Origin of the sequence: Streptomyces sp. NBC_01808 (assembly GCF_035917395.1) — a bacterium.
In the GTDB taxonomy this organism is placed as follows: domain Bacteria; phylum Actinomycetota; class Actinomycetes; order Streptomycetales; family Streptomycetaceae; genus Streptomyces.
In genome coordinates this window covers 2,523,025-2,544,444 of the sequence record NZ_CP109072.1, presented here as the reverse complement: position 1 = coordinate 2,544,444, position 21,420 = coordinate 2,523,025, and the positions used below count along the sequence as shown (strand labels likewise).

The window sequence follows — 21,420 nt, the reverse complement described above, 5'->3', positions numbered from 1 at the left end:
CCTTTACTTACTTTACCTCATTGTTGCCCTGGCAATTAATCCACCGAGCCCACTTCCCCCGCTCTTCCGCCCCCGGCCACCGCCGCCACCTCGGGTTAACCCCACCTCGGGTCCGCCAGCAGCCGCCATGGCCCCGCGTACCCCCGCTCCCTAGCGTCGACACCACGATGACCAGGGCGGCAGCCCCGGCGACACCACGGCGAACGGCACGGAAGAAGGGCGGACGACATGCGGCTGCGGACCAGGGGAGAGCGGCAGGACCACGAGGCACCCGCCCCGGGCCACGCCGTCGAACTGCGCGGCGTACAGCGGCGCTACGGTCGCGGCGCCGGCGCGGTCCACGCGCTGCGCGGCATCGACCTCGCCCTCCCCCGGGGCACGTACACCGCCGTCATGGGCCCCTCGGGGTCCGGCAAGTCCACGCTCCTGCAGTGCGCCGCGGGCCTCGACCGGCCGACCGCGGGCTCGGTGCTCCTCGGCGGTACGGAGCTGACGCGGCTCGGCGAGAACAAGCTCACCGAACTGCGCCGCAGCCGCCTGGGGTTCGTCTTCCAGGCGTTCAACCTGCTGCCGTCGCTGACCGTCTCGCAGAACGTCCTGCTGCCCATGCGGCTCGCCGGGCTGCGCGCCGACCACGCGCGGGCGGCGGAGGTGCTGGCGCAGGTCGGCCTCGCGGCGCACGGCAGGCGGCGCCCCGCGGAGCTGTCCGGCGGCCAGCAGCAGCGGGTGGCGATCGCCCGCGCGCTGGTCACCAGGCCGGACGTGATCTTCGCGGACGAGCCGACGGGGGCGCTGGACACCCGCACGGCGGCGGAGATCCTGTCGCTGCTGCGGCACGCGGTGGACTCCCTGGGGGCGACCGTGGTCATGGTCACGCACGACCCGGTGGCCGCGTCGTACGCGGACGTGGCGCTGTTCCTCGCCGACGGCGAGTTGGCCGGCAGCCTCCAGCGGCCGACGGCGGAGCAGGTCGCGGCCCGGATGACGACGCTGGACCCGCGGGGTGCGTCTCGCGCGGCGGAGCCGGCGGCGTGAGCGGCGGACTGCCCGGGGCGGGGGTGCGGGCGCGTACGAACGGTCTTGCGCGGGCCGCGCTCCGGTTCCGGCCCGCGGGCTTCGCCGGGACGTTCGTCGCGCTGATGATGGCGGCGCTGATCGTGTCGGCGTGCGGGATCCTGCTGGAGACGGGCGTACGGGCCTCGGTGCCGCCGGAGCGGTACGCGCAGGCGCCCGTGGTGGTCGCCGCGGACCAGCGGGCGCACATGACGGTGGGCAGCGGCGACGACGCGTACGACGCCTCGGAGCAGGTGCCGGACCGGGCCCGGGTGCGGGCGGAGCTGGCGGAGCGCGTCGCGTCCGCGCCGGGCGTCGCGGCGGCGGTCCCCGACGTCACCTTCCCGGCCCGCCTGGCGGCCGGGGAGGGCGCGCCGGACGGCCCCGCGCTCACCGCGCAGGGCTGGGGCTCCCACGCCTTCACCGGCACCGCGCTCACGGCGGGCTCGGCACCGGGGGCGGACGAGGTGGTCCTGGACCGGGCGACGGCCCGCGCGGCGGGCGCGGACGTGGGGGACACGGTCGCGCTCGTACTCCCGTCGGGACAGCAGGAGTTCCGCGTCTCCGGCATCGCGGCGGCCGCGTCGGCGCAGACCTCCGGTGCCGCGTACCTCGCCGACGATGCCGCCGCCCGGGCCGCCGGGCATCCGGGGCGGTTCGACGCCGTCGCCGTGCTGGCCGCCGAGGGGGCCGGTGCAGGGCAGCTCGCCGACGCCGTGCGCGGCGCCGTGGGGGACCGGGCCGAGGTGCACACCGGGGACGGGCGCGGGGGCGTCGAGGACACCGGGGTCGCGGCGGCCGAGGAGCTGCTGACCGGGCTCGGCGGCTCGTTCGGCGGCATCGCCGCCACCGTCGCCGTCTTCACCGCCGCGGGCACCGTCGCCCTCTCCGTGGCGCAGCGCAAGCGCGAGTTCGCCCTGCTCCGGGCCATCGGCGCCACCCCGCGGCAGATCCGCCGCTCCGTGGCCGCCGAGGCGCTGCTCGTCGCACCCGTCGCCGGGCTCGCCGGGCTGCTGCCCGGCATCGGGCTCGCCTCCTGGTGGTTCGGCCAGCTCAAGGACCGCGGCGCCGTGCCGGCCGCCGTCGACCTGCATGTCTCCCCGATCCCGCTCGCCGTCGCCGTCGGCACGGCGCTGCTCAGCGCGCTGGTCGCCGGCTGGGCGGCCGCCCGCAGGCCCGCGAGGACCAAGCCCGGCCAGGCGCTCACCGAGGCGTCCGTGGAGCGGCTGCGCCCCGGGATCGTCCGCACGGTCCTCGGGCTCGGCGCCGTCACGGGCGGCATCCTGCTCAGCGGTGTCGCCGCCCGCTCCGCCGGGGACGACGCGGCCGAGGCGGCGCTCGGCGTCGTGATGCTCTTCATGCTCGCCGTCGCCCTCCTGGGGCCGCTGATCGCGCGGCTGGCCGCCGGGCTGTTCGGCCTGCCGCTGCGCGCCGGCGACGCCAGCGCGGAGCTGGCCGCCGCCAACTCCCGTACGAACGCCCGCAGGCTGGCCTCCGCGATCACGCCGATCGTGCTGGCGACGGCGTTCGCCTCGGTGCTGGTCTTCATGCACACCAGCGAGGACCACGCCACCGCGGCCCAGCAGCGCGCCGGCGTCACCGCCGACCACGTCGTCACCCACCCCGACGGGCTGCCCGCCGACGCCGCCGAGCGCGCGGCGCGGCAGCCCGGGGTGGACGCGGCGGTGGGCGTGCTGCGCTCGGAGGTGCTGGTGCCGGTCGGCGGCGGGGGCGACCGCTGGCTCCAGGGCGCGACGGCGCAGGGCGTCTATTGCGACGGGCTCACCCGCGTCCAGGACCTCGACGTCCGCGACGGCGCCCTGGACCGGTTGCCGGAGCCCGGCACGGTGGCGCTCGACGAGAACCTGGCCCGCTCCGCGGGCGCCGGCGTCGGCGAGCGCGTCGAGCTGCGGCTGCCGGACGGCACGTCGGAGAAGGCCGAGGTGGTGGCCACGTACGGGCGCGGCCTCGGGCTCGCCCAGGTGACGCTCGACCGCGCGGCGCTGACCGGGCACGTCACCGCCGGGTACGACACGGACCTGCTGGTCAGCGGCGGTCGCGCCGCCGATCTCGGCGCCCTGGGCGGCGCCGGCACCGCGGTGACCGACGCGGCCGGCTACGCGCAGCAGCAGGACGTCGACCGCAGCCTCAACCGCTGGGCGAACTTCACCATGGCCGGCGTCCTCGGCGGCTTCGCCGCCGTCGCCGCGCTCAACACCCTCGTCATGACGGTGCTGGACCGCCGCCGCGAGCTGGGCATGCTGCGGCTGATCGGCTCCACCCGGCGCCAGGTGCTGGGCATGATCCGCTGGGAGGGGCTGCTCGTCGGGGTAGCGGGCCTGGTGCTGGGCGGGGCGATCGCGGCGGCGACGCTGGTGCCGATGGTCCGCGGGATCACCGGCGGGGATCCGTACCTGCCGCCGCTGACGGTCGCCGCGTTCACGGCGGGTGCCGTGGGGCTGGGGCTGCTGGGCACCGTGCTGCCGGCCCGCGCGGCGCTGCGGCGGGCGGAGCCGGCGGGCTGACGGGCCGCTGCCGTACGGGCGGGGGCGCGGCCCGTACGGGCAGGGGCCCGGGAACGCGAGCGGCCCGGGGCGCCCTTCCGCGAGGAGGGACGGCCCGGGCCGCGTGCCGTACGGGACTCAGCGGGTGGCGGCCGCCCGCTCCCGCTCGGGGGCGTGCTCCGCCGCCGGCTTCGCGCCCGGCGAACCGCCGCGGCCGCCGTCGTCGTCGGACCTGAACAGCCAGTTCATCTTCGGCTCCATGGCCCACCGGAACATCCGCCGCACCGGCGGGGTGCACAGCACTGTGACGATCACGGCCGCGATCGCCGTCACCGCGAGGGCGCCCAGCGGCGTGTGCGCGAAGTCGTTGTCGTACCAGTCCCAGAAGCGCGAGCCCTTGGCGAGGAACCCGTGCAGCAGGTAGCCGTACAGCGTGCCGGCGCCCAGCACCGTGAACCACATCGTGCGCCGCGGCACCCAGGCCAGGAAGCACACCGTGAGCACCAGCGCACAGCCGAACATCGCGAACGTCATCACCGGACCTGCCCAGATGGGCGCGCCCAACTCCTGTGCGGAGTCGCGGTGGTAGAACCAGCCGGCGTTCATCCGCGGCACCGCCCAGTACGCGACGACCGCTGCCATCAGGCCCACGGGCACGGACAGCAGCCGCACCTCGCGTCGGCGCACCAGGTCGAAGTGCTCGGGCTTGAGCATCAGGCCGAGGACGAAGAAGGGCATGAACTGCAGCACGCGCTGCAGGTCGAGGTCGTTGCCGACGGTGTCGCTCATGGACGCGGCGGTCGCGATGAGCAGCGCCAGCGGCACCGGCCAGCGCACCGCCTTCCACAGCGGTGTCGTCATCCGCCAGACGAAGAGCGCGATGAGGAACCACGTCAGATACCACGGATCGAGGATGCTGATGCGGTAGCCGGGGACGTCGCCCGCCCAGCGGTTGAAGAACGTGTACGCGGTCTCGAAGATCACGTACGGCACGAGGACGCCGGTGACCAGGCGCTGTACGCGTCCGGGGCGGCCGAGGTCGAACGAGCGTGACATATAGCCGGAGATGAGGATGAACGCCGGCATGTGGAACGAGTAGACGAGCATGTAGAGCGCGGAGGCGGCGCGGCTGTCGTCGCGCAGTGGCTCCCACGCGTGGCCGAGTGCCACCAGCACGATGGCCAGGTACTTTGCGTTGTCGAAGAAAGGGTCGCGGGTCTTCGGCTTGCCGGAGTCGCCGGCCGGACGAGCCGCGGTCTGCGGCAGGTGGGTCACGAAGCCTCCAGGTACGAGTCCGGCGGCGGAACCCGGAACCGCACCGGCGGGTTGGGGTCGAGGGGGGATCGGAACATCGTCGGCACCCTAGCGTCCGAGTGTCGGGCCCGTAAATTCGAAGTCAGCGTCGGGAATTTCATAGACATGGAGACAGGCGGCGTGGTCAGCGAGCATCACTGTATGCCAGTTTTGTCCTGAATGAACCGGACATAGGGGTACGAAGCCTCGGCGTGTCCGGTGATCAGTTTTCGGCCGGTTCCGGATGCCGGCGGGCGGTCCGAATGGGGAATTCCGAGCGGTGGGAACGCCCGTCCGCGTACCGCTTATTGCGTATATCCGTGCGCCTGGAACCCGGAATTCGGATTCGCCGCTCCGGTTTCCGCAGGACCGCCGCCGGGGATGGACCGCATGGGCGCGCCACCGGCGCGGAGGTCGTGCGGCGCTCCGCGTGCGCCGTGGGCGCAGATCGGTGTAAGGGGCGCGAGATATCAGCCAGTTGGGCATCCCACGCACCCCCGTGCACCTCTTGGTGGCACGATGGATCCACCGGGGTGTGCGGGCGGCGGGTGCCCTGGGTGGGTGAACGAGAACCTAGGGGTGATCAGGGCGTGGCTATCTCACTGTCATTGGTGCTGCTGATGGGGATCATCCTGGTCGTGCTGATCCGTGGCGGCTCGATCAAGATGGGCCCGGCGATCGTTGCGGTGCTCTTCGGCTTCTTCCTGGCCTCCACCAGTGCTGCACCGGACATTCAGGACGCCCTCGACGAAATAAGCCAGAGCATCAGCGACATCGGCACCTGACGCTGCCACCGGGGCGACCCGGCCGGCCCGCACACGACAACGGCCGGGGCCCCGGCCCGCGCACGTCCCGGAGGACGCGGCGCGGACAGGGCCCCGGCCGTCTCGCGGAGCGGGTGACGGGAATCGAACCCGCGTAGCCAGCTTGGAAGGCTGGAGCTCTACCATTGAGCTACACCCGCAAGCGCCACCCGCGGCGGGTGGCACGCCCAGCATCGTAGCCGCTGCGCCCCCGGTCCCGCACGCCGCTATGCCTTCGGGCGCCCGGCTGCGTGTACCCGCGCGCGGCGCCGCCTGTCGCGTACGGGTCACGACCCCGGCCGGGCGCGGGCCGCGTACGGCGTCACCAGGGGCGTAATCCGCCCCGCCGTGGCTGCGCGGGCATGTACCCTACTGCTCGCACATGCGGGGTGTGGCGCAGCTTGGTAGCGCGTCCGCTTTGGGAGCGGAAGGTCGTCGGTTCGAATCCGGCCACCCCGACCGCGCGGGGACCTTCGTGACGAAGGTCCCTTTATGGGGAGCGGACCCGGCACCGGTACTATGCAAGCTGCGTTCCTGCGTGCCTGGACCGGGCCGCTCCACGCTTCTGCCGGAAGCCGGACGCAGCCACAAGAAGTCCAGAAGAAGTACAGCACTTCCCAGACGCCATCCCAAGGAGACCGACCGTGAAGAGCGCCGTGGAGACCCTGAACCCGACCCGGGTTCGGCTCACTGTCGAGGTGCCCTTCGAGGAGCTCAAGCCCAGCCTCGACGCGGCGTACAAGAAGATCAACCAGCAGGTCACGGTGCCGGGCTTCCGCAAGGGCAAGATCCCGGCCCGCATCATCGACCAGCGGTTCGGTCGCGGCGCCGTCCTGGAGGAGGCCGTCAACGACGCGCTGCCGAAGCTCTACGAGGACGCCGTCAACGAGGGTGACCTCAAGCCGCTGGGCCGGCCCGAGGTCGACATCACCGAGCTGAAGGACAACGAGACGCTGACCTTCACCGCCGAGGTCGACATCCGCCCCGAGTTCGAGATCCCCGACTACTCCGGCATCAGCGTCGAGGTCGACGCCATCGAGGTGCCCGACGAGGACGTCGACAAGTCGGTCGAGCAGCTCCGCGAGCGCTTCGCCTCCACCACGCCGGTGGAGCGGGCCGCGGCCGAGGGCGACGTCGTCACCATCGACCTGGAGGCGAGCGTCGACGGCGAGGTGCTGGACGACGGCGTCGCCAGCGGCGTGACGTACACCATCGGCTCCGGCGAGCTGCTCGACGGCATCGACGAGGCCGTCACGGGCCTGGAGGCCGGCGGCTCCGCGACCTTCGCCTCCGAGCTGAAGGGCGGCTCCGCGGCCGGCCAGGAGGCCCAGGTCAAGGTCGACGTCACGCAGGTCGCCGAGCGCGAGCTGCCGGAGCTGGACGACGAATTCGCCCAGATGGCCAGCGAGTTCGACACGCTGGAGGAGATGCGGGCGGACAGCCGCAAGCGGCTGGAGCAGATGAAGCGCTACGACCAGGCGCAGCAGGCCCAGGAGAAGGTGCTGGACGAGCTGCTCGGCCTGGTGGAGATCCCGGTGCCGGAGAAGCTGCTGGAGGAGGAGATCTCCACCCGCCGGCACAACCTGGAGAACCACCAGTTGGCGCAGATGGGCATGAACCTGGAGGGCTACCTGAAGCTCCAGGAGAAGACCGCCGAGGAGTTCGAGACCGAGCTCAAGGAGCAGGCGGAGCGCGGCATCCGCACGCAGTTCGTCCTCGACGAGCTGGTGGGCAAGGAGCAGGTGAACGTCGGCCAGGAAGAGCTGACCGAGCACCTGATGCGCCGCGCCCAGTCGTCGGGCATGAGCCCGGACCAGTTCGCCCAGGCGGTCGTCGAGGGCGGCCAGGTCCCGGTCCTGGTCGGCGAGGTCGCCCGCGGCAAGGCGCTGGCGGTCGTGGTGGAAGCCGCGACGATCAAGGACACGAACGGCGAGCCGGTGGACCTCTCGGACGAGGACGAGACCGCGGAGACGGTCGAGGCGACGTCGGAGGAGACCGCGGACGCCGCGGATGCCGCGGCGACCGAAGACGAGCAGAAGCCGGAGAAGGCAGACGCCTGACCCGAACCCCACCCACGCGGGCCCCGCGCACACAGCGCCGGGGCCCGCGGCATGCCGCGGGCAGCGGTGTACGACCCGTACCCGCCCCGCCGGCCGGGGCCGCTCCGACCCGCCGCCGGGCCGCACCGCCCACCCACGCGCTCCGCGCGTGGTGGCGGTGGCGCGCGGCGGGGACGACGCGATCACGCCCCACCCTCTGCGCCTCGGGGCGCCCGCCAGAGCCGCACCTGCACCCCACCGCCTCCGGCGGGCGGCGCGGTCGCCCGCGACCGGCCGGCGGCCAGGGCCGTCCGGCACTGGGAATGCCGCCCTGCCCGGCAGCCGCACCTGCTCTCCGCTGCCTCCGCCGGACGCCCGCAGGGTGTCCACCCACGTGGGCTACGCGGGCGCGGCGCCGCGTGGAGCGGGCCGTCGCTCACTTATCCGGCCGCCGGGCGGAGTCACCCGGTCTGGTCCGCTGTCCCGCAGCGCCGCCCGCAGCGCCGCCCGCGGGGCACCGTCGCCGGGCGGCGGGCGGATCCGGCCCGCCCCGGTGCCGGCCATCCCGCCACCCCGCCGCGCACCCCGCCGGGCCTGCGCTCACAGCGAACAGTTCCGGAACCGGGATGGCCGCCGCCTACCTGCGCGTTAGGGTCCATAAGCAAGTCAGGCAACTCAGGAACGTACAGTCAGACGGCCTCAGGCGGCCGTCGCAGAATGAGCAGGTGGACACGTGACGAACCCGATGCTTTCCGGCCCGGGCGAGCCGTCCTTCGGCGGCCTTGGCGACCAGGTCTACAACCGGCTGCTCAACGAGCGCATCATCTTCCTCGGCCAGCCGGTCGACGACGACATCGCCAACAAGATCACGGCGCAGCTCCTCCTCCTCGCCGCCGACCCGGACAAGGACATCAACCTCTACATCAACAGCCCGGGCGGCTCCGTGACCGCAGGCATGGCGATCTACGACACGATGCAGTTCATCAAGAACGACATCGTCACCATCGCCCTCGGCCTCGCCGCCTCCATGGGCCAGTTCCTGCTCAGCGCCGGCACCCCCGGCAAGCGCTTCGCGCTGCCGAACGCCGAGATCCTGATCCACCAGCCGTCCGCCGGCCTGGCCGGCTCCGCGACGGACATCAAGATCCACGCCGAGCAGCTCATCCGCACCAAGAAGAAGATGGCGGAGCTCACCTCGCTGCACACCGGCCAGACCGTCGAGCAGGTCACCCACGACTCCGACCGCGACCGCTGGTTCTCCGCCGAGGAGGCCAAGGAGTACGGCCTGATCGACGAAGTCATGCCGTCGGCCTCGGGCATCCCCGGCGGCGGCGGCACCGGCGCCTGAGGTCCCGGCGCCCGGCCAGCGACCCGCAACAGCCCGCGCAGCCCTTCACAGCCGCACTGCCACCAGGACGGAACACCACGATGCAGAACTTCCCCGGAAGCGGTCTCTACGACCGCTTGGCCGACGAGGCCGCCGACGCCCGTCGATCGCTGGGCGCCGAGTCACGCTACGTCATCCCGCGCTTCGTCGAGCGCACCTCGCAGGGCATCCGCGAGTACGACCCGTACGCGAAGCTCTTCGAGGAGCGCGTCATCTTCCTCGGCGTGCAGATCGACGACGCCTCGGCGAACGACGTGATGGCCCAGCTCCTGTGCCTGGAGTCGATGGACCCCGACCGGGACATCTCGGTCTACATCAACAGCCCCGGCGGCTCCTTCACGGCGCTCACCGCCATTTACGACACGATGCAGTTCGTCAAGCCGGACATCCAGACCGTCTGCATGGGCCAGGCCGCCTCGGCCGCCGCCGTGCTGCTGGCCGCCGGTACGGAGGGCAAGCGCATGGCCCTGCCGAACGCGCGCATCCTCATCCACCAGCCGTACACCGAGACCGGCCGCGGCCAGGTCTCCGACCTGGAGATCGCCGCGAAGGAGATCTTCCGGATGCGTAACCAGCTCGAGGAGATGCTGGCCAAGCACTCGACGACGCCGATCGAGAAGGTCCGTGACGACATCGAGCGGGACAAGATCCTCACCGCCGAGGAGTCCCTCGAGTACGGGCTGATCGACCAGATCGTCTCCACCCGCAAGCTGTCCGCCGGCATCGGCGGCTGACGGCTCGCGGCCGGCTCCCGGCTCCGTATCCGCGGCGCCGGACCTGACGTCCGGGCCCTTGTCCTCTGGACAGGGCCGCCCGTGGAGCGGTCCCCTGGGAAGCGAACCAGTGAGTTGGGCTCAAGGGGACCGCTCGGGGCTCCGGGCAAGGTACCGTCGATACGCAACCAGGTTCCGCCCCCCAAGAGCGGATCCCAGGCGAAGGGGAAGCACCTCGTGGCACGCATCGGTGACGGCGGCGATCTGCTCAAATGCTCGTTCTGCGGAAAGAGCCAGAAGCAGGTCAAGAAGCTCATCGCAGGACCCGGTGTCTACATCTGCGACGAGTGCATCGACCTCTGTAACGAGATCATCGAAGAGGAGCTGGCGGAGACCTCCGAGGTGCGCTGGGAGGAACTGCCCAAGCCCCGCGAGATCTACGAGTTCCTGGAGGGCTACGTCGTCGGCCAGGAGGCCGCCAAGAAGGCGCTCTCCGTAGCGGTCTACAACCACTACAAGCGGGTCCAGGCCGGCGAGAACGGCGCCGCGGCGCAGAACCGCGAGGACGGCATCGAGCTGTCGAAGTCCAACATCCTGCTGCTCGGCCCCACCGGTTCCGGCAAGACGCTGCTGGCGCAGACCCTGGCCCGGATGCTCAACGTCCCCTTCGCCATCGCCGACGCCACCGCCCTCACCGAGGCGGGGTATGTCGGCGAGGACGTCGAGAACATCCTGCTGAAGCTGATCCAGGCCGCCGACTACGACGTCAAGAAGGCCGAGACCGGCATCATCTACATCGACGAGATCGACAAGGTCGCACGGAAGAGTGAGAACCCGTCGATCACCCGTGACGTCTCCGGCGAAGGCGTGCAGCAGGCGCTGCTGAAGATCCTGGAGGGCACCACGGCCTCCGTGCCGCCGCAGGGCGGCAGGAAGCACCCGCACCAGGAGTTCATCCAGATCGACACGACGAACGTGCTGTTCATCGTCGGCGGGGCCTTCGCCGGTCTGGAGAAGCTCATCGAGTCCCGGGCGGGCGCCAAGGGCATCGGCTTCGGCGCCACCATCCGCTCCAAGCGCGAGCTGGCGAACGAGGACCCGTTCCAGGAGGTCATGCCCGAGGACCTGGTGAAGTACGGCATGATCCCCGAGTTCATCGGGCGGCTGCCGGTCATCACCAGCGTGCACAACCTGGACCGGGCCGCCCTGCTGAAGATCCTCGTCGAGCCGCGGAACGCGCTCGTCAAGCAGTACCAGCGCCTCTTCGAACTCGACGGCGTCGAGCTGGACTTCGACCGTCCGGCGCTGGAGGCCATCGCCGACCAGGCCATCCTCCGCGGCACCGGCGCCCGCGGGCTGCGCGCCATCATGGAGGAGGTGCTGCAGTCCGTGATGTACGAGGTGCCGTCGCGCAAGGACGTCGCCCGCGTGGTCATCACGGAGGAGGCGGTCCACTCCAACGTCAACCCGACGCTGGTGCCCCGCTCCCGCGCCGCCGAGACGGAGCAGCGCCACCAGGAGAGCGCCTGAGCCGCACGCCGTCTCCGGCTGGTACGTCCCGTACGAGCCGGGTGCAGCACCCGATACGAAAAGGGGCCGCCCACCGGGCGGCCCCTTCGCGTGTGCCCTGCGGCTCAGCCGAGCGGCACGCGGACGTCGTTGCGGACCTCCGCGGTGGTGGTCGCGGCCTCGTCGATGCTCGTCTCGCCGCCGGTGATGATCAGCGTCGGGTCGGTCATGGCGATGTAGCCGATGGTGCTGCTGTCGGCCCAGGCGCAGGTCGGGAAGTTGAAGCTGTCGACCGGTGCGCCGGAGTCGTCGCTGGAGAACTTCACGTACTGGCACTTCATCGAAGCGCCCTCCTCCAGCCCGTCGGGCTGGACCTCCTCCGGGCTGCCGACCAGCTCGGCCGTGTCGCCCCCGCCCGCGGACGGGTCGGCGGCGGCCTCCTTCGCCATGTAGGTGAAGAACGCGTCCAGCACCATGTCCGGGTTGGAGATGTCGCCGTAGACGCCCTGGAACTGCAGGATCTTGGCCGTTGCCTCGGTGCCCGCCGTGTAGCCGGCGCCGACGTCCTTCGGGTTGGAGACGCCGATGGTCTCCAACTGGTCGATGTCGCTGGAGTTGAGCTCGCCGCCGGGGGCGGAGTCGTCCTTCTGGTACTCGGAGGCGACCGTCGCGGGCGTTGTCAGCTTGTACTTCTTGCCGTCGTCGGCGGGCGGGTCGTCCCCGCTGTCGCCGTCGCCCCCGTCGTCCTTCTTGTCCCCGTCGTTCTGCGAGTTCTTCGACTCGTCCTTCTTGCCGTCATCGTCGTCGCCGCCGATGAGGAAGAACGCGGCCACGGCTATCAGCGCGACCGCGACCACCGCGCCGACGACGACGAAGAGGGTCTTGTTCTTGCCGCCGCCGGGCGGCGGGGGCGGCGGGGGCTGGCCGTATCCGGGCTGCTGCTGACCGTACGGGCCCGCCTGCTGCTGGCCGTACTGCTGCTGCTGGCCGTAATCCCCGGGCTGCCCGTACCCGCCCGGCTGTTGCTGCTGCTGCCCGTAGCCCTGGTCGCCGCCCTGCTGCGGGTAGCCGTAACCGGGCTGGCCCGGCTGGCCGCCCTGGCCGGGCTGGGCCGGCTGGGCGTAGGGCGACTGCGCGGGCTGCTGCGGGGGCTGGCCGTAGGGACCGGGCTGCCCGTACGGGCCTGGCTGCTGCCCTCCACCCCCGTACGGTCCGGGTGGCGGCGGCTGGTTGTGACTCATTACGGTCCCCTCCGTGAGTTAATGCTGCTCCGCCCATACTGTCGGATCGCGCCGCGTTGCGCTGCCTCGGGTCCCGATCGGCGGAGGCGGTTGTCCACAAGGACGCAGCCCGTCCACAAGTGGTTCGCAGCAGGGCGTGACGCGGCTCTACACTGACCGTCGTGACCGACGCAAAGAACCCGCAGAGCAGCGCAGCAGAACTCCCCACGCAGTACACGCCCGGCGAGGTCGAGACCTCGCTGTACGAGGGCTGGGTAGAGCGCGGTTACTTCGCGGCGGACGCCAAGAGCGACAAGCCTCCGTACGCGATCGTCATCCCCCCGCCGAACGTCACGGGAAGCCTGCATCTCGGCCACGCCTTCGAGCACACGCTGATCGACGCCCTCACCCGCCGCAAGCGGATGCAGGGGTACGAGACGCTGTGGCAGCCCGGCATGGACCACGCCGGCATCGCCACGCAGAACGTGGTGGAGCGCGAGCTGGCCAAGGAGGGCCTGTCGCGGCACGATCTGGGCCGCGAGGCGTTCGTCGAGCGGGTGTGGAAGTGGAAGGCGGAGTCCGGCGGGCAGATCGCCGGCCAGATGCGCCGCCTCGGCGACGGCGTGGACTGGAGCCGCGACCGCTTCACCATGGACGAGGGCCTGTCCCGCGCCGTCCAGACCATCTTCAAGCGGCTGTTCGACGACGAGTTGATCTACCGCGCCGAGCGCATCATCAACTGGTGCCCCCGCTGCCTCACCGCGATCTCCGACATCGAGGTGGAGTACCAGGACGACGACGGCGAGCTGGTCTCCATCCGCTACGGGGAGGGCGAGCAGTCCATCGTCGTGGCCACCACCCGCGCCGAGACGATGCTCGGCGACACCGCCGTCGCCGTCCACCCGGACGACGAGCGCTACCGCCACCTCGTCGGCACGGAGATCGTGCTGCCGCTCACCGGCCGCCGCATCCCCGTCCTCGCCGACGAGCACGTCGACCCCGAGTTCGGCACCGGCGCCGTGAAGGTGACCCCGGCGCACGACCCGAACGACTTCGAGATCGGCCGCCGGCACGACCTGCCGATGCTTACGATCATGGACGAGCACGCGGTCATCACCGCCCACGGCCCGTTCCAGGGCCTGGACCGGCTGGAGGCCCGCTCGGCGATCGTCGCCGCGCTGCGCGCCGACGGCCGGATCGTGGCCGAGAAGCGTCCTTACACGCACTCGGTGGGCCACTGTTCCCGCTGCAAGACCACGATCGAGCCGCGGCTGTCCATGCAGTGGTGGGTCAAGGTCGGCCCGCTGGCGAAGGCCGCGGGCGACGCGGTGCGCGACGGCCGGGTCGCCATCCACCCCAAGGAGATGGAGTCCCGCTACTTCGGCTGGGTCGACCACCTCAACGACTGGTGTATCTCCCGCCAGCTCTGGTGGGGCCACCGCATCCCCGTCTGGCACGGCCCGGACGGCGAGCTGGTGTGCGTCGGCCCGGACGAGGAGCCGCCGAGCGGCGAGGGCTGGACCCAGGACAGCGACGTGCTGGACACCTGGTTCTCGTCCGGCCTGTGGCCCTTCTCCACGCTGGGCTGGCCGGAGGAGACCGAGAGCCTGGCGAAGTTCTATCCGAACTCCGTCATGGTCACGGGCTACGACATCCTCTTCTTCTGGGTCGCCCGGATGATGATGTTCGGGCTGTACGCGATGGACGGCGAGATCCCGTTCCGCACGATCGCGCTGCACGGCATGGTGCGTGACCAGTTCGGCAAGAAGATGTCGAAGTCCTTCGGGAACGCGGTGGATCCGCTGGAGTGGATGGACAAGTACGGCTCCGACGCCGTCCGGTTCACCCTCGCCCGCGGCGCCAACCCGGGCACCGACGTGCCGATCGGCGAGGACTGGGTGCAGGGCTCGCGCAACTTCGCGAACAAGGTGTGGAACGCCACGCGCTTCGCGCTGATGAACGGCGCCACGGTCGAGGGCCCGCTGCCCGCAGAGGCGGAGCTGTCCACCACGGACCGCTGGATCCTGTCCCGGCTCGGCGCCGTCGTCGCCGAGGTCGACGCGCTCTACGACGACTACCAGTTCGCGAAGCTCTCCGACGTGCTGTTCCACTTCGCCTGGGACGAGGTCTTCGACTGGTACGTGGAGCTGTCCAAGACCACGTTCGCGGCCGGCGGCCCCGCGGCCGACGCCTCGCGCCGCGTCCTCGGCGAGGTCCTGGACGTCACGCTGCGGCTGCTGCACCCGGTGGTCCCCTTCGTCACCGAGACGCTGTGGACGACGCTGACGGGCCGCGAATCCCTCGTGATCGCCGACTGGCCCGCCGACTCCGGCTTCCGGGACCCGGCGGCCGAGGCGGAGATCGTGAAGCTCCAGGAGGTCGTCACCGAGGTCCGCCGCTTCCGCGCCGACCAGGGCCTGCAGCCGGGCCAGCGGGTGCCCGCCCGGGTGGAGCTGTCCGGCGCAGGACTCGACGCGCACGAGGCCGCCATGCGGCAACTGCTGCGCCTCCAGCCGGAGGGCGACTCCTTCGCCGCCACCGCGTCGCTGCCGGTGGCCGGGGCGACCGTCGCGCTGGACCTGTCCGGGACGATCGACGTGGCGGCCGAGCGCAAGCGGCTGACGAAGGACCTGGCCGCGGCCGAGAAGGAGAAGACGCAGGCGGAGGCCAAGCTCGGGAACGAGGGCTTCCTCGCCAAGGCGCCGGAGCCGGTCGTCGCCAAGATCCGTACCAGGCTGGCGAAGGCCGAGGAGGACATCGTCCGCATCGGCGCCCAGTTGGAGCGCCTGCCGCAGGCGTAGCGCGCATGCGCACGGGCCCGGGGTGCTGCCCCGGGCCCGTACCCGCGGTTACGCGCTGTGGCCCAGGGACTCCGGCCGCACCGGGTGCGCGAAGGGCAACCCCGCGGCGTAGCGGGCCAGTTCGTCGGCCGCCGCCCGGCCCAGCCGCGGCAGCTCGCCCGCCAGCGACCCCGCGACATGGGGCGTCAGCAGCACGTTCGGCAATTCGTACAGCGGCGAGCCGGCCGGCAGGAACTCCGGCTCGGTCACGTCCACCACGGCGTGCAGCCGCCCCGAGACCAGCTCCTCCGTCAGCGCCTCCTGGTCCACCAGCGAGCCGCGCGCGGTGTTGACGAGCGTCGCACCGTCCCGCATCGACGCCAGCCGGGCGCGGCTGATCAGATGCCGGGTGCTCGGCAGCGCCGGCGCGTGCACGGAGACGACGTCGGCGGTGGCGCACAGCTCGTCGAGCCCGGCCGGTGTGGCGCCGAGGGCGCGCAGCTCGCCGTCGTCCGCGTACGGGTCGTGGACGAGCGCCGACAGGTCGTACGGGCGCAGCAGCTCCAGCACCCGCCGCCCGATCATCGAGGCGCCGACGATGCCGACGGTGCGCCGGTAGTTTCCGGCGCCCGGGTGGTCCGCGTACCAGTCGTACGGGCCGCGCCGCCGCCGGTACTCCTCCCGTACCTCCAGCACCCGCTTGTTGGCGAAGAGCACCGCCGCGACGGTGTACTCCGCCACCGGCAGCGCGTTCGCCCAGGCCGCCGAGGAGACCGCGATCCCGCGCCGCCACACCGCCTCGGTGACGTGGTGCTTGACGGATCCCGCGGCGTGCACGACGGCCCGCAGCTCCGGCGCGGCGGCGAGCACCGCCTCGTCCAGCGGCGGGCAGCCCCAGCAGGTGACCAGCACCTCCGCGCCGGCCAGCGCCGCGGCCGCCCGGGGCTCGGCGAAGTCCGCGGCGACCAGGCCGGGTTCGAGATCCGCGAGCCCGGCGAGCCGGTCCCGCGTGGCCGTGTCGAAGAGCCGCGGCAGGGCGTCGGGGCTCATCGCGAACAGGGCGCGCGGGCGGCGCCCCGCACCGTTCGGGGGGTCGTTGGGGGACACGCGGTGGCCTCCTGTGTCGAACGTGCGATCCGAAGCTGCTTCTCGTGCACCCGCCGGTCGGGGGACTGTCGTAGCCGGACCCTAGACTGACACCGTGAGCGCCCGCGAAGAACCCGCTGGTCCCGACCCGGACGAGACCCCCAGCAGCCAGGACACCCCGGAAGACGACGCCTTCGAGGAAATCGTCGGCACGGAGACCGACCGCGATCCCGACCTCGCCGTCATCGAGGCCGGCAGCCGTACGCTGCGCGCGCAGGGCGGCCCGCCCGCCAGTGACGGCGTGCCCGCAGTGCCCGCGGACCCCGAGGTGGCGCGCGCGCTGCGCGAGGCCGAGGCGGAGCTGCTGGCGCGCTGGCCGGAGACGCGCATCGACCCGTCGCTGGAGCGCATCCGGGCGCTGCTCGACATCCTCGGCGACCCGCAGCGGGCCTACCCATCGATCCATCTGACGGGCACGAACGGCAAGTCCTCCACGGCGCGCATGATCGAGGCCCTGCTGGTGGCGTGCGACCTGCGGACGGGCCGCTTCACCAGCCCGCACCTGCAGTCGATCACCGAGCGGATCGGCCTGAACGGGGCGCCGATCGACGCGGAGCGGTTCGTGGAGACGTACCGCGAGCTGAAGCCGTATGCGGAGCTGGTCGACGCCCGGCAGGAGCACCCGCTGTCGTTCTTCGAGATGCTCACCGCGATGGCCTTCGCCGCGTTCGCCGAGGCCCCGGTGGACGTGGCGGTCGTCGAGGTCGGCCTCGGCGGCACCTGGGACAGCACGAACGTCATCGACGCCTCCGTCGCCGTCGTCACCCCCATCGCCGTCGACCACAGCCGGCTGCTGGGGGACACCCCGGGCGCCATCGCGGCGGACAAGGCGGGGATCGTCAAGAAGACCGCGACGTCCCCCGGCGGCGGCACGGGCACCGTCGTGATCATGGCCCAGCAGCCCGTCGACGCCGCGCAGGTCATCCTCAAGCGGGCCGTCGAGATGGACGCGACGGTGGCCCGCGAGGGCATGGAGTTCGGCGTGCTGAGCCGGGAGGTCGCGGTCGGCGGGCAGTTGCTGACGCTGCGCGGCCTCGGCGGGGAGTACCCGGAGGTGTTCCTGCCGCTGCACGGCGAGCACATGGCGCACAACGCCGCGGTCGCGCTCGCCGCCGTCGAGGCGTTCTTCGGCGTCGGCTCCGAGCACGCCCGCAGCCTCGACGCCGACAGCGTCAGGCGCGCGTTCGCCACCGTCACCTCGCCGGGCCGCCTGGAGGTCGTACGGACCTCGCCCACCGTCATCCTCGACGCCGCCCACAACCCGGCCGGCGCGCTGGCCACCGCCGCGGGCGTGCAGGAGGCGTTCGGCTTCAGCCGGCTGGTCGGCGTCGTCGGCACCAGCAGGGAGAAGGACGTCCGCGGCGTGCTGGAGGCGTTCGAGCCGATCTTCTCCGAGGTCGTCGTCACCCGGAACTCGACCACCCGCGCCATGGACCCGGACGAGCTGGCGGCCATCGCCGTCGAGGTCTTCGGCAGCGAGCGGGTGCAGGTCGAGCCGCGCCTGGACGACGCCCTGGAGGCGGCCATCACCCTGGCGGAGGAGGAGGACGAGTACGCCGGCGCGGGCGTGCTGGTCACCGGCTCCGTCATCACCGCCGGAGAGGCCCGGCTGCTGCTGGGCGCGAAGTAGCGGGGCACTACCCTGGCGGAGGACGGGTGCGCCGGTACGGGCGGGCCGGTCCACGGTTCGGTCACCAGCGCTGGAACGAAATAGAGGGGCGAGCGATGCGCACGCTCTGTGCGAGCACGCTGATCGGCGAGATCCTGGTCGTCGGCCTGACGGGTCTCGTCGCGATGCAGCAGTCCGACCTGTCGAACGGCACGATCTGGGGGGTCAGCGGCGCCGCCATGGTGCTGTGCGTGCTGCTTTGCGGCATGCTCGGGCGCCCGGGCGCCGTGCAGGTCGGCTGGGGGCTGCAGATCGCGCTGATCGCCTCCGGCTTCGTGGTGCCGTCGATGTTCTTCCTGGGCGCGGTCTTCGCCGCCCTGTGGTGGGCGTCCGTGCACTACGGCCGGATCGTCGACGAGGCCAAGGCCGCGCGGGCCCGCGCAGCCGCCGAGGAGACCGGCGGCGCCCCCGCCGAGCAGACCGGCGGCGCGCCGGCGTAGCCGCCGGAGGCCGGGATGCGTGCGGGCGCCCGCGGGGGGCCGGGTAAGGTCGGATTCCCCCGAATCCAGCAACGCACTGCCAGGAGCCGTACATGAGCCAGCGCACGCTCGTCCTCCTCAAGCCCGACGCGGTACGCCGTGGGCTGGTCGGCGAGATCATCGGCCGGATCGAGCGGAAGGCCGACTGGTCGATCGCCGCGCTCGAGCTGCGCACCCTCGACCGCTCGATCCTGGAGCAGCACTACGCCGAGCACGTGGGCCGCCCGTTCTACGAGCCCCTGGTGGAGTTCATGGCCTCGGGACCCGTCGTCGCGCTCGTGGTCGAGGGCGAGCGGGTCATCGAGGGAGTCCGCACCCTGGCCGGGCCCACCGACCCGATCGCCGCCGCGCCCGGCAGCATCCGCGGCGACTTCGGCACCATCGTCCGGGAGAACCTCGTGCACGCCTCGGACTCCGAGGAATCCGCCGCGCGCGAGCTGAAGCTGTTCTTCCCCGACCTCGCCTGACGTCCCCGCAGGTCGGCAGCGGACCCGTGCCCCGGAGAGGCGACCGGATCATTCGGTCGCCTCTTGGCATGTGCAAGCGAAAAGGGGGAATGCGCAACCGACACGGTGCCGTATTGACTGCGACACCCTCGCTCCCTCCGCGACCTCGCGAGACTACGATGGCCCCTACGGGCCGTAGCGCGCGTCGCCCTGCTGCCGACCCCCGTCCGCCATCACCCTGGAAGGCCAGACGTACCCCATGGCGAACAACATGAGCTTTATTGGCCGCGATATGGCCGTCGACCTTGGGACCGCCAACACGTTGGTGTACGTCAGAGGCCGGGGCATCGTCCTGAACGAGCCGTCGGTCGTGGCCATCAACACCAACACGGGCGGCATCCTCGCGGTCGGCGCCGAGGCGAAGAAGATGATCGGCCGCACCCCGGGCAACATCGTGGCGGTGCGCCCGCTGAAGGACGGCGTCATCGCCGACTTCGAGATCACCGAGCGGATGCTGCGCTACTTCATCCTGAAGATCCACAAGCGCCGCTACCTCGCCCGTCCGCGCGTCGTCGTCTGCGTCCCCTCCGGCATCACGGGAGTCGAGCGCCGCGCGGTCATCGAGGCCTCGACCCAGGCGGGCGCGCGCCAGGTGCACATCATCGAGGAGCCCATGGCGGCGGCCATCGGCTCCGGGCTGCCGGTGCACGAGGCGACGGGGAACATGGTCGTGGACATCGGCGGCGGCACCACCGAGGTCGCGGTGATCTCCCTCGGCGGCATCGTCACGGCGCAGTCCATCCGGGTCGCCGGGGACGAGCTGGACAACGCGATCATCCAGCACATCAAGAAGGAGTACAGCCTCCTGCTCGGCGAGCGCACCGCCGAGAACATCAAGATCACCATCGGCTCCGCGTACGACACCGACCGCGACGAGCACACCGAGATCCGCGGCCGCGACCTGGTCAGCGGGCTGCCGAAGACGGTCGTGATCTCCTCCGCCGAGGTGCGCAAGGCCATGGAGGAGCCGCTCAACGCGATCGTCGACGCGGTCAAGACGACGCTCGACAAGTGCCCGCCGGAGCTGTCCGGCGACATCATGGACCGCGGCATCGTGCTCACCGGGGGCGGCGCGCTGCTGGCCGGCCTCGACGAGCGGCTGCGGCACGAGACGGGGATGCCGATCCACCTCGCCGAGGAGCCGCTCGACTCGGTCGCGCTCGGCTCCGGCAAGTGCGTCGAGGAGTTCGAGGCGCTGCAGCAGGTGCTGGACGCGCAGCCCCGTCGTTAGCCCCCAAGTCCGCACCCCACCGCCGGGACACCCAGGAAGGCGCTTCGGAAGCACGTGAGGGACACACGAGAGAGCCGGGTCCTGCTCCTGCTGCTCATCACCATCTCGTTCGCGCTGATCACGGTCGACATCCGGGGCGGGGACGACTCTCCCCTGGACGCCACGAAGCGGGGGGCCGCGGCGGCGTTGGGGCCCGTCGAGAACGGCGTCGCGACGGTGGTCGACCCGGTGGGCAACGCGATCGAGGCGGTCCGGGAGTCGGGGGACAGGCACGACAAGATCGCCGAGCTGCAGCGGCAGAACGCCGCGCTGAAGCAGCAACTGGGCAGCGACGACCGCAACCGCGCCCGCGTCGCCGAGCTGGACAAGATCCTGGGCACCGTGGGCGCCGGCCGCTACGGCATCAAGGGCGCCCAGGTCATCGCCATAGGAGCGGCCCAGGGCCTGTCCTGGACCGTGACCATCGACGCCGGCTCTCGCGACGGCCTGGAGCGGGACATGACCGTACTCAACGGCGACGGCCTCGTCGGCCGCATCACCACCGTCGGCCCGTCCACCGCCACCGTCCTGCTCGCCAACGACCCGGACTTCACCGTCGGCACCCGGCTGGAGAAGACCAGCGAGCTGGGCTTCGCCACCGGCCAGGGCGACCGGCCCATGAAGGTCGAACTGCTCAACGGCAAGCTGAAGGTGGAGAAGGGCGACCGGCTGGTGACCTTCGGCTCGAGCGAGTCGCGGCCGTTCGTGCCGGGTGTGCCGATAGGAGTCGTCTCGTCGGTCGAGCCGGTCGGCGACGTCACCCGCACCGTGTACGTCGAGCCCTACGCCACCTTCACCCGGCTCGACATCGTCGGCGTCGTCGTCCAGCCGCCCCGCGACGACCCGCGCGACACGGTCCTGCCGCCCGCGCCGAAGGCCACCCCGACGCCCACCGTCACCGTCACCGTCCCCCCGGGCGGGGAGGGCGAGGCGGACGGCGGCGCGGCCGAGGGCGAGGCGGACGCCGGGGCCGGCGCCGGCGCCGGCCAGGACCCGGCGGCCGATCCCGCCGCCGGGGACCCCGCAGCCGGAGAGGACGTGAACTGACC

16 protein-coding genes and 2 tRNA genes are annotated in these 21,420 nt (G+C 72.0%); 14 read left to right on the top strand and 4 right to left on the bottom strand.

Features of this window, described 5'->3' with window-relative positions; genetic code table 11:
* Positions 1 to 228 precede the first annotated feature (228 nt).
* Complete coding sequence (locus OG946_RS10780; RefSeq protein ID WP_326795912.1) at positions 229 to 1,035, top strand: ABC transporter ATP-binding protein; 807 nt, start codon at positions 229 to 231, stop codon at positions 1,033 to 1,035.
* A complete protein-coding gene (locus tag OG946_RS10775) occupies positions 1,032 to 3,578 on the top strand; it encodes an FtsX-like permease family protein (RefSeq protein ID WP_326795911.1) in 2,547 nt (848 codons plus the stop codon). Before OG946_RS10780 ends, OG946_RS10775 begins: the two co-directional genes overlap by 4 nt.
* Positions 3,579 to 3,695: 117 nt before the next feature.
* Here OG946_RS10775 and OG946_RS10770 read toward each other — a convergent pair whose 3' ends face one another.
* On the bottom strand, positions 3,696 to 4,832 hold the full coding sequence (locus tag OG946_RS10770) for an acyltransferase family protein (protein ID WP_326795910.1): 1,137 nt from the start codon (positions 4,830 to 4,832) through the stop codon (positions 3,696 to 3,698).
* 608 nt (positions 4,833 to 5,440) lie between these two features.
* On the opposite strand from OG946_RS10770, the gene OG946_RS10765 reads away from it, so the two are divergent.
* Complete coding sequence (locus OG946_RS10765) at positions 5,441 to 5,635, top strand: hypothetical protein (protein ID WP_326795909.1); 195 nt, start codon at positions 5,441 to 5,443, stop codon at positions 5,633 to 5,635.
* A 108-nt stretch (positions 5,636 to 5,743) separates the two neighbouring features.
* On the opposite strand, the gene OG946_RS10760 is transcribed toward OG946_RS10765, so the two are convergent.
* Positions 5,744 to 5,814, bottom strand: a tRNA-Gly gene (locus OG946_RS10760).
* A 224-nt stretch (positions 5,815 to 6,038) separates the two neighbouring features.
* Here OG946_RS10760 and OG946_RS10755 point away from each other — a divergent pair.
* The 5 genes from OG946_RS10755 (at position 6,039) to clpX (ending at position 11,322) form a co-directional block, all read left to right on the top strand.
* Positions 6,039 to 6,112, top strand: a tRNA-Pro gene (locus OG946_RS10755).
* A 185-nt stretch (positions 6,113 to 6,297) separates the two neighbouring features.
* Positions 6,298 to 7,713: a trigger factor gene (tig, locus tag OG946_RS10750; protein ID WP_326795908.1), complete on the top strand. Its 1,416-nt coding sequence runs from the start codon at positions 6,298 to 6,300 to the stop codon at positions 7,711 to 7,713.
* Positions 7,714 to 8,437: 724 nt separating this feature from the next.
* Positions 8,438 to 9,040: an ATP-dependent Clp protease proteolytic subunit gene (locus OG946_RS10745; RefSeq protein ID WP_107086199.1), complete on the top strand. Its 603-nt coding sequence runs from the start codon at positions 8,438 to 8,440 to the stop codon at positions 9,038 to 9,040.
* 80 nt (positions 9,041 to 9,120) lie between these two features.
* Positions 9,121 to 9,813 (top strand): ATP-dependent Clp protease proteolytic subunit, encoded by a 693-nt coding sequence (locus tag OG946_RS10740; RefSeq protein ID WP_326795907.1) that lies wholly within the window; start codon positions 9,121 to 9,123, stop codon positions 9,811 to 9,813.
* Between the two features lie 216 nt (positions 9,814 to 10,029).
* Complete coding sequence (gene clpX, locus OG946_RS10735) at positions 10,030 to 11,322, top strand: ATP-dependent Clp protease ATP-binding subunit ClpX (protein ID WP_326795906.1); 1,293 nt, start codon at positions 10,030 to 10,032, stop codon at positions 11,320 to 11,322.
* Positions 11,323 to 11,426: 104 nt separating this feature from the next.
* Here the strand turns inward: clpX and OG946_RS10730 are convergent, their stop codons facing one another.
* Complete coding sequence (locus OG946_RS10730; protein WP_326795905.1) at positions 11,427 to 12,542, bottom strand: hypothetical protein; 1,116 nt, start codon at positions 12,540 to 12,542, stop codon at positions 11,427 to 11,429.
* A gap of 161 nt (positions 12,543 to 12,703) precedes the next feature.
* Here OG946_RS10730 and OG946_RS10725 point away from each other — a divergent pair, with 161 nt between their 5' ends.
* Positions 12,704 to 15,322 (top strand): valine--tRNA ligase, encoded by a 2,619-nt coding sequence (locus OG946_RS10725; RefSeq protein ID WP_326795904.1) that lies wholly within the window; start codon positions 12,704 to 12,706, stop codon positions 15,320 to 15,322.
* A 48-nt stretch (positions 15,323 to 15,370) separates the two neighbouring features.
* On the opposite strand, the gene OG946_RS10720 is transcribed toward OG946_RS10725, so the two are convergent.
* Complete coding sequence (locus OG946_RS10720; RefSeq protein WP_326800205.1) at positions 15,371 to 16,351, bottom strand: hydroxyacid dehydrogenase; 981 nt, start codon at positions 16,349 to 16,351, stop codon at positions 15,371 to 15,373.
* Between the two features lie 151 nt (positions 16,352 to 16,502).
* On the opposite strand from OG946_RS10720, the gene folC reads away from it, so the two are divergent.
* The 5 genes from folC to mreC all read left to right on the top strand — a co-directional run bounded on the left by folC (position 16,503) and on the right by mreC (position 21,418).
* Complete coding sequence (folC, locus tag OG946_RS10715; protein WP_326795903.1) at positions 16,503 to 18,077, top strand: bifunctional tetrahydrofolate synthase/dihydrofolate synthase; 1,575 nt, start codon at positions 16,503 to 16,505, stop codon at positions 18,075 to 18,077.
* A 95-nt stretch (positions 18,078 to 18,172) separates the two neighbouring features.
* Positions 18,173 to 18,556, top strand: coding sequence for a DUF4233 domain-containing protein (locus OG946_RS10710; RefSeq protein WP_326795902.1), 384 nt, complete (start codon positions 18,173 to 18,175; stop codon positions 18,554 to 18,556).
* 92 nt (positions 18,557 to 18,648) lie between these two features.
* A complete protein-coding gene (ndk, locus tag OG946_RS10705; RefSeq protein ID WP_326795901.1) occupies positions 18,649 to 19,062 on the top strand; it encodes a nucleoside-diphosphate kinase in 414 nt (137 codons plus the stop codon).
* 250 nt (positions 19,063 to 19,312) lie between these two features.
* On the top strand, positions 19,313 to 20,332 hold the full coding sequence (locus tag OG946_RS10700) for a rod shape-determining protein (protein WP_047019910.1): 1,020 nt from the start codon (positions 19,313 to 19,315) through the stop codon (positions 20,330 to 20,332).
* Between the two features lie 54 nt (positions 20,333 to 20,386).
* Positions 20,387 to 21,418, top strand: a complete 1,032-nt coding sequence (mreC, locus tag OG946_RS10695) for a rod shape-determining protein MreC (RefSeq protein WP_326795900.1) — start codon at positions 20,387 to 20,389, stop codon at positions 21,416 to 21,418.
* Positions 21,419 to 21,420 lie beyond the last annotated feature (2 nt).

Coding starts and splice junctions, on each gene's coding strand:
- OG946_RS10740 (WP_326795907.1), top strand. CDS start 9,121: ATGCAGAACTTCCCCGGAAGCGGTCTCTACGACCGCTTGGCCGACGAG.
- OG946_RS10745 (WP_107086199.1), top strand. CDS start 8,438: ATGCTTTCCGGCCCGGGCGAGCCGTCCTTCGGCGGCCTTGGCGACCAG.
- OG946_RS10780 (WP_326795912.1), top strand. CDS start 229: ATGCGGCTGCGGACCAGGGGAGAGCGGCAGGACCACGAGGCACCCGCC.
- OG946_RS10730 (WP_326795905.1), bottom strand. CDS start 12,542: ATGAGTCACAACCAGCCGCCGCCACCCGGACCGTACGGGGGTGGAGGG.
- OG946_RS10710 (WP_326795902.1), top strand. CDS start 18,173: ATGCGCACGCTCTGTGCGAGCACGCTGATCGGCGAGATCCTGGTCGTC.
- OG946_RS10720 (WP_326800205.1), bottom strand. CDS start 16,351: ATGAGCCCCGACGCCCTGCCGCGGCTCTTCGACACGGCCACGCGGGAC.
- OG946_RS10700 (WP_047019910.1), top strand. CDS start 19,313: ATGAGCTTTATTGGCCGCGATATGGCCGTCGACCTTGGGACCGCCAAC.
- ndk (WP_326795901.1), top strand. CDS start 18,649: ATGAGCCAGCGCACGCTCGTCCTCCTCAAGCCCGACGCGGTACGCCGT.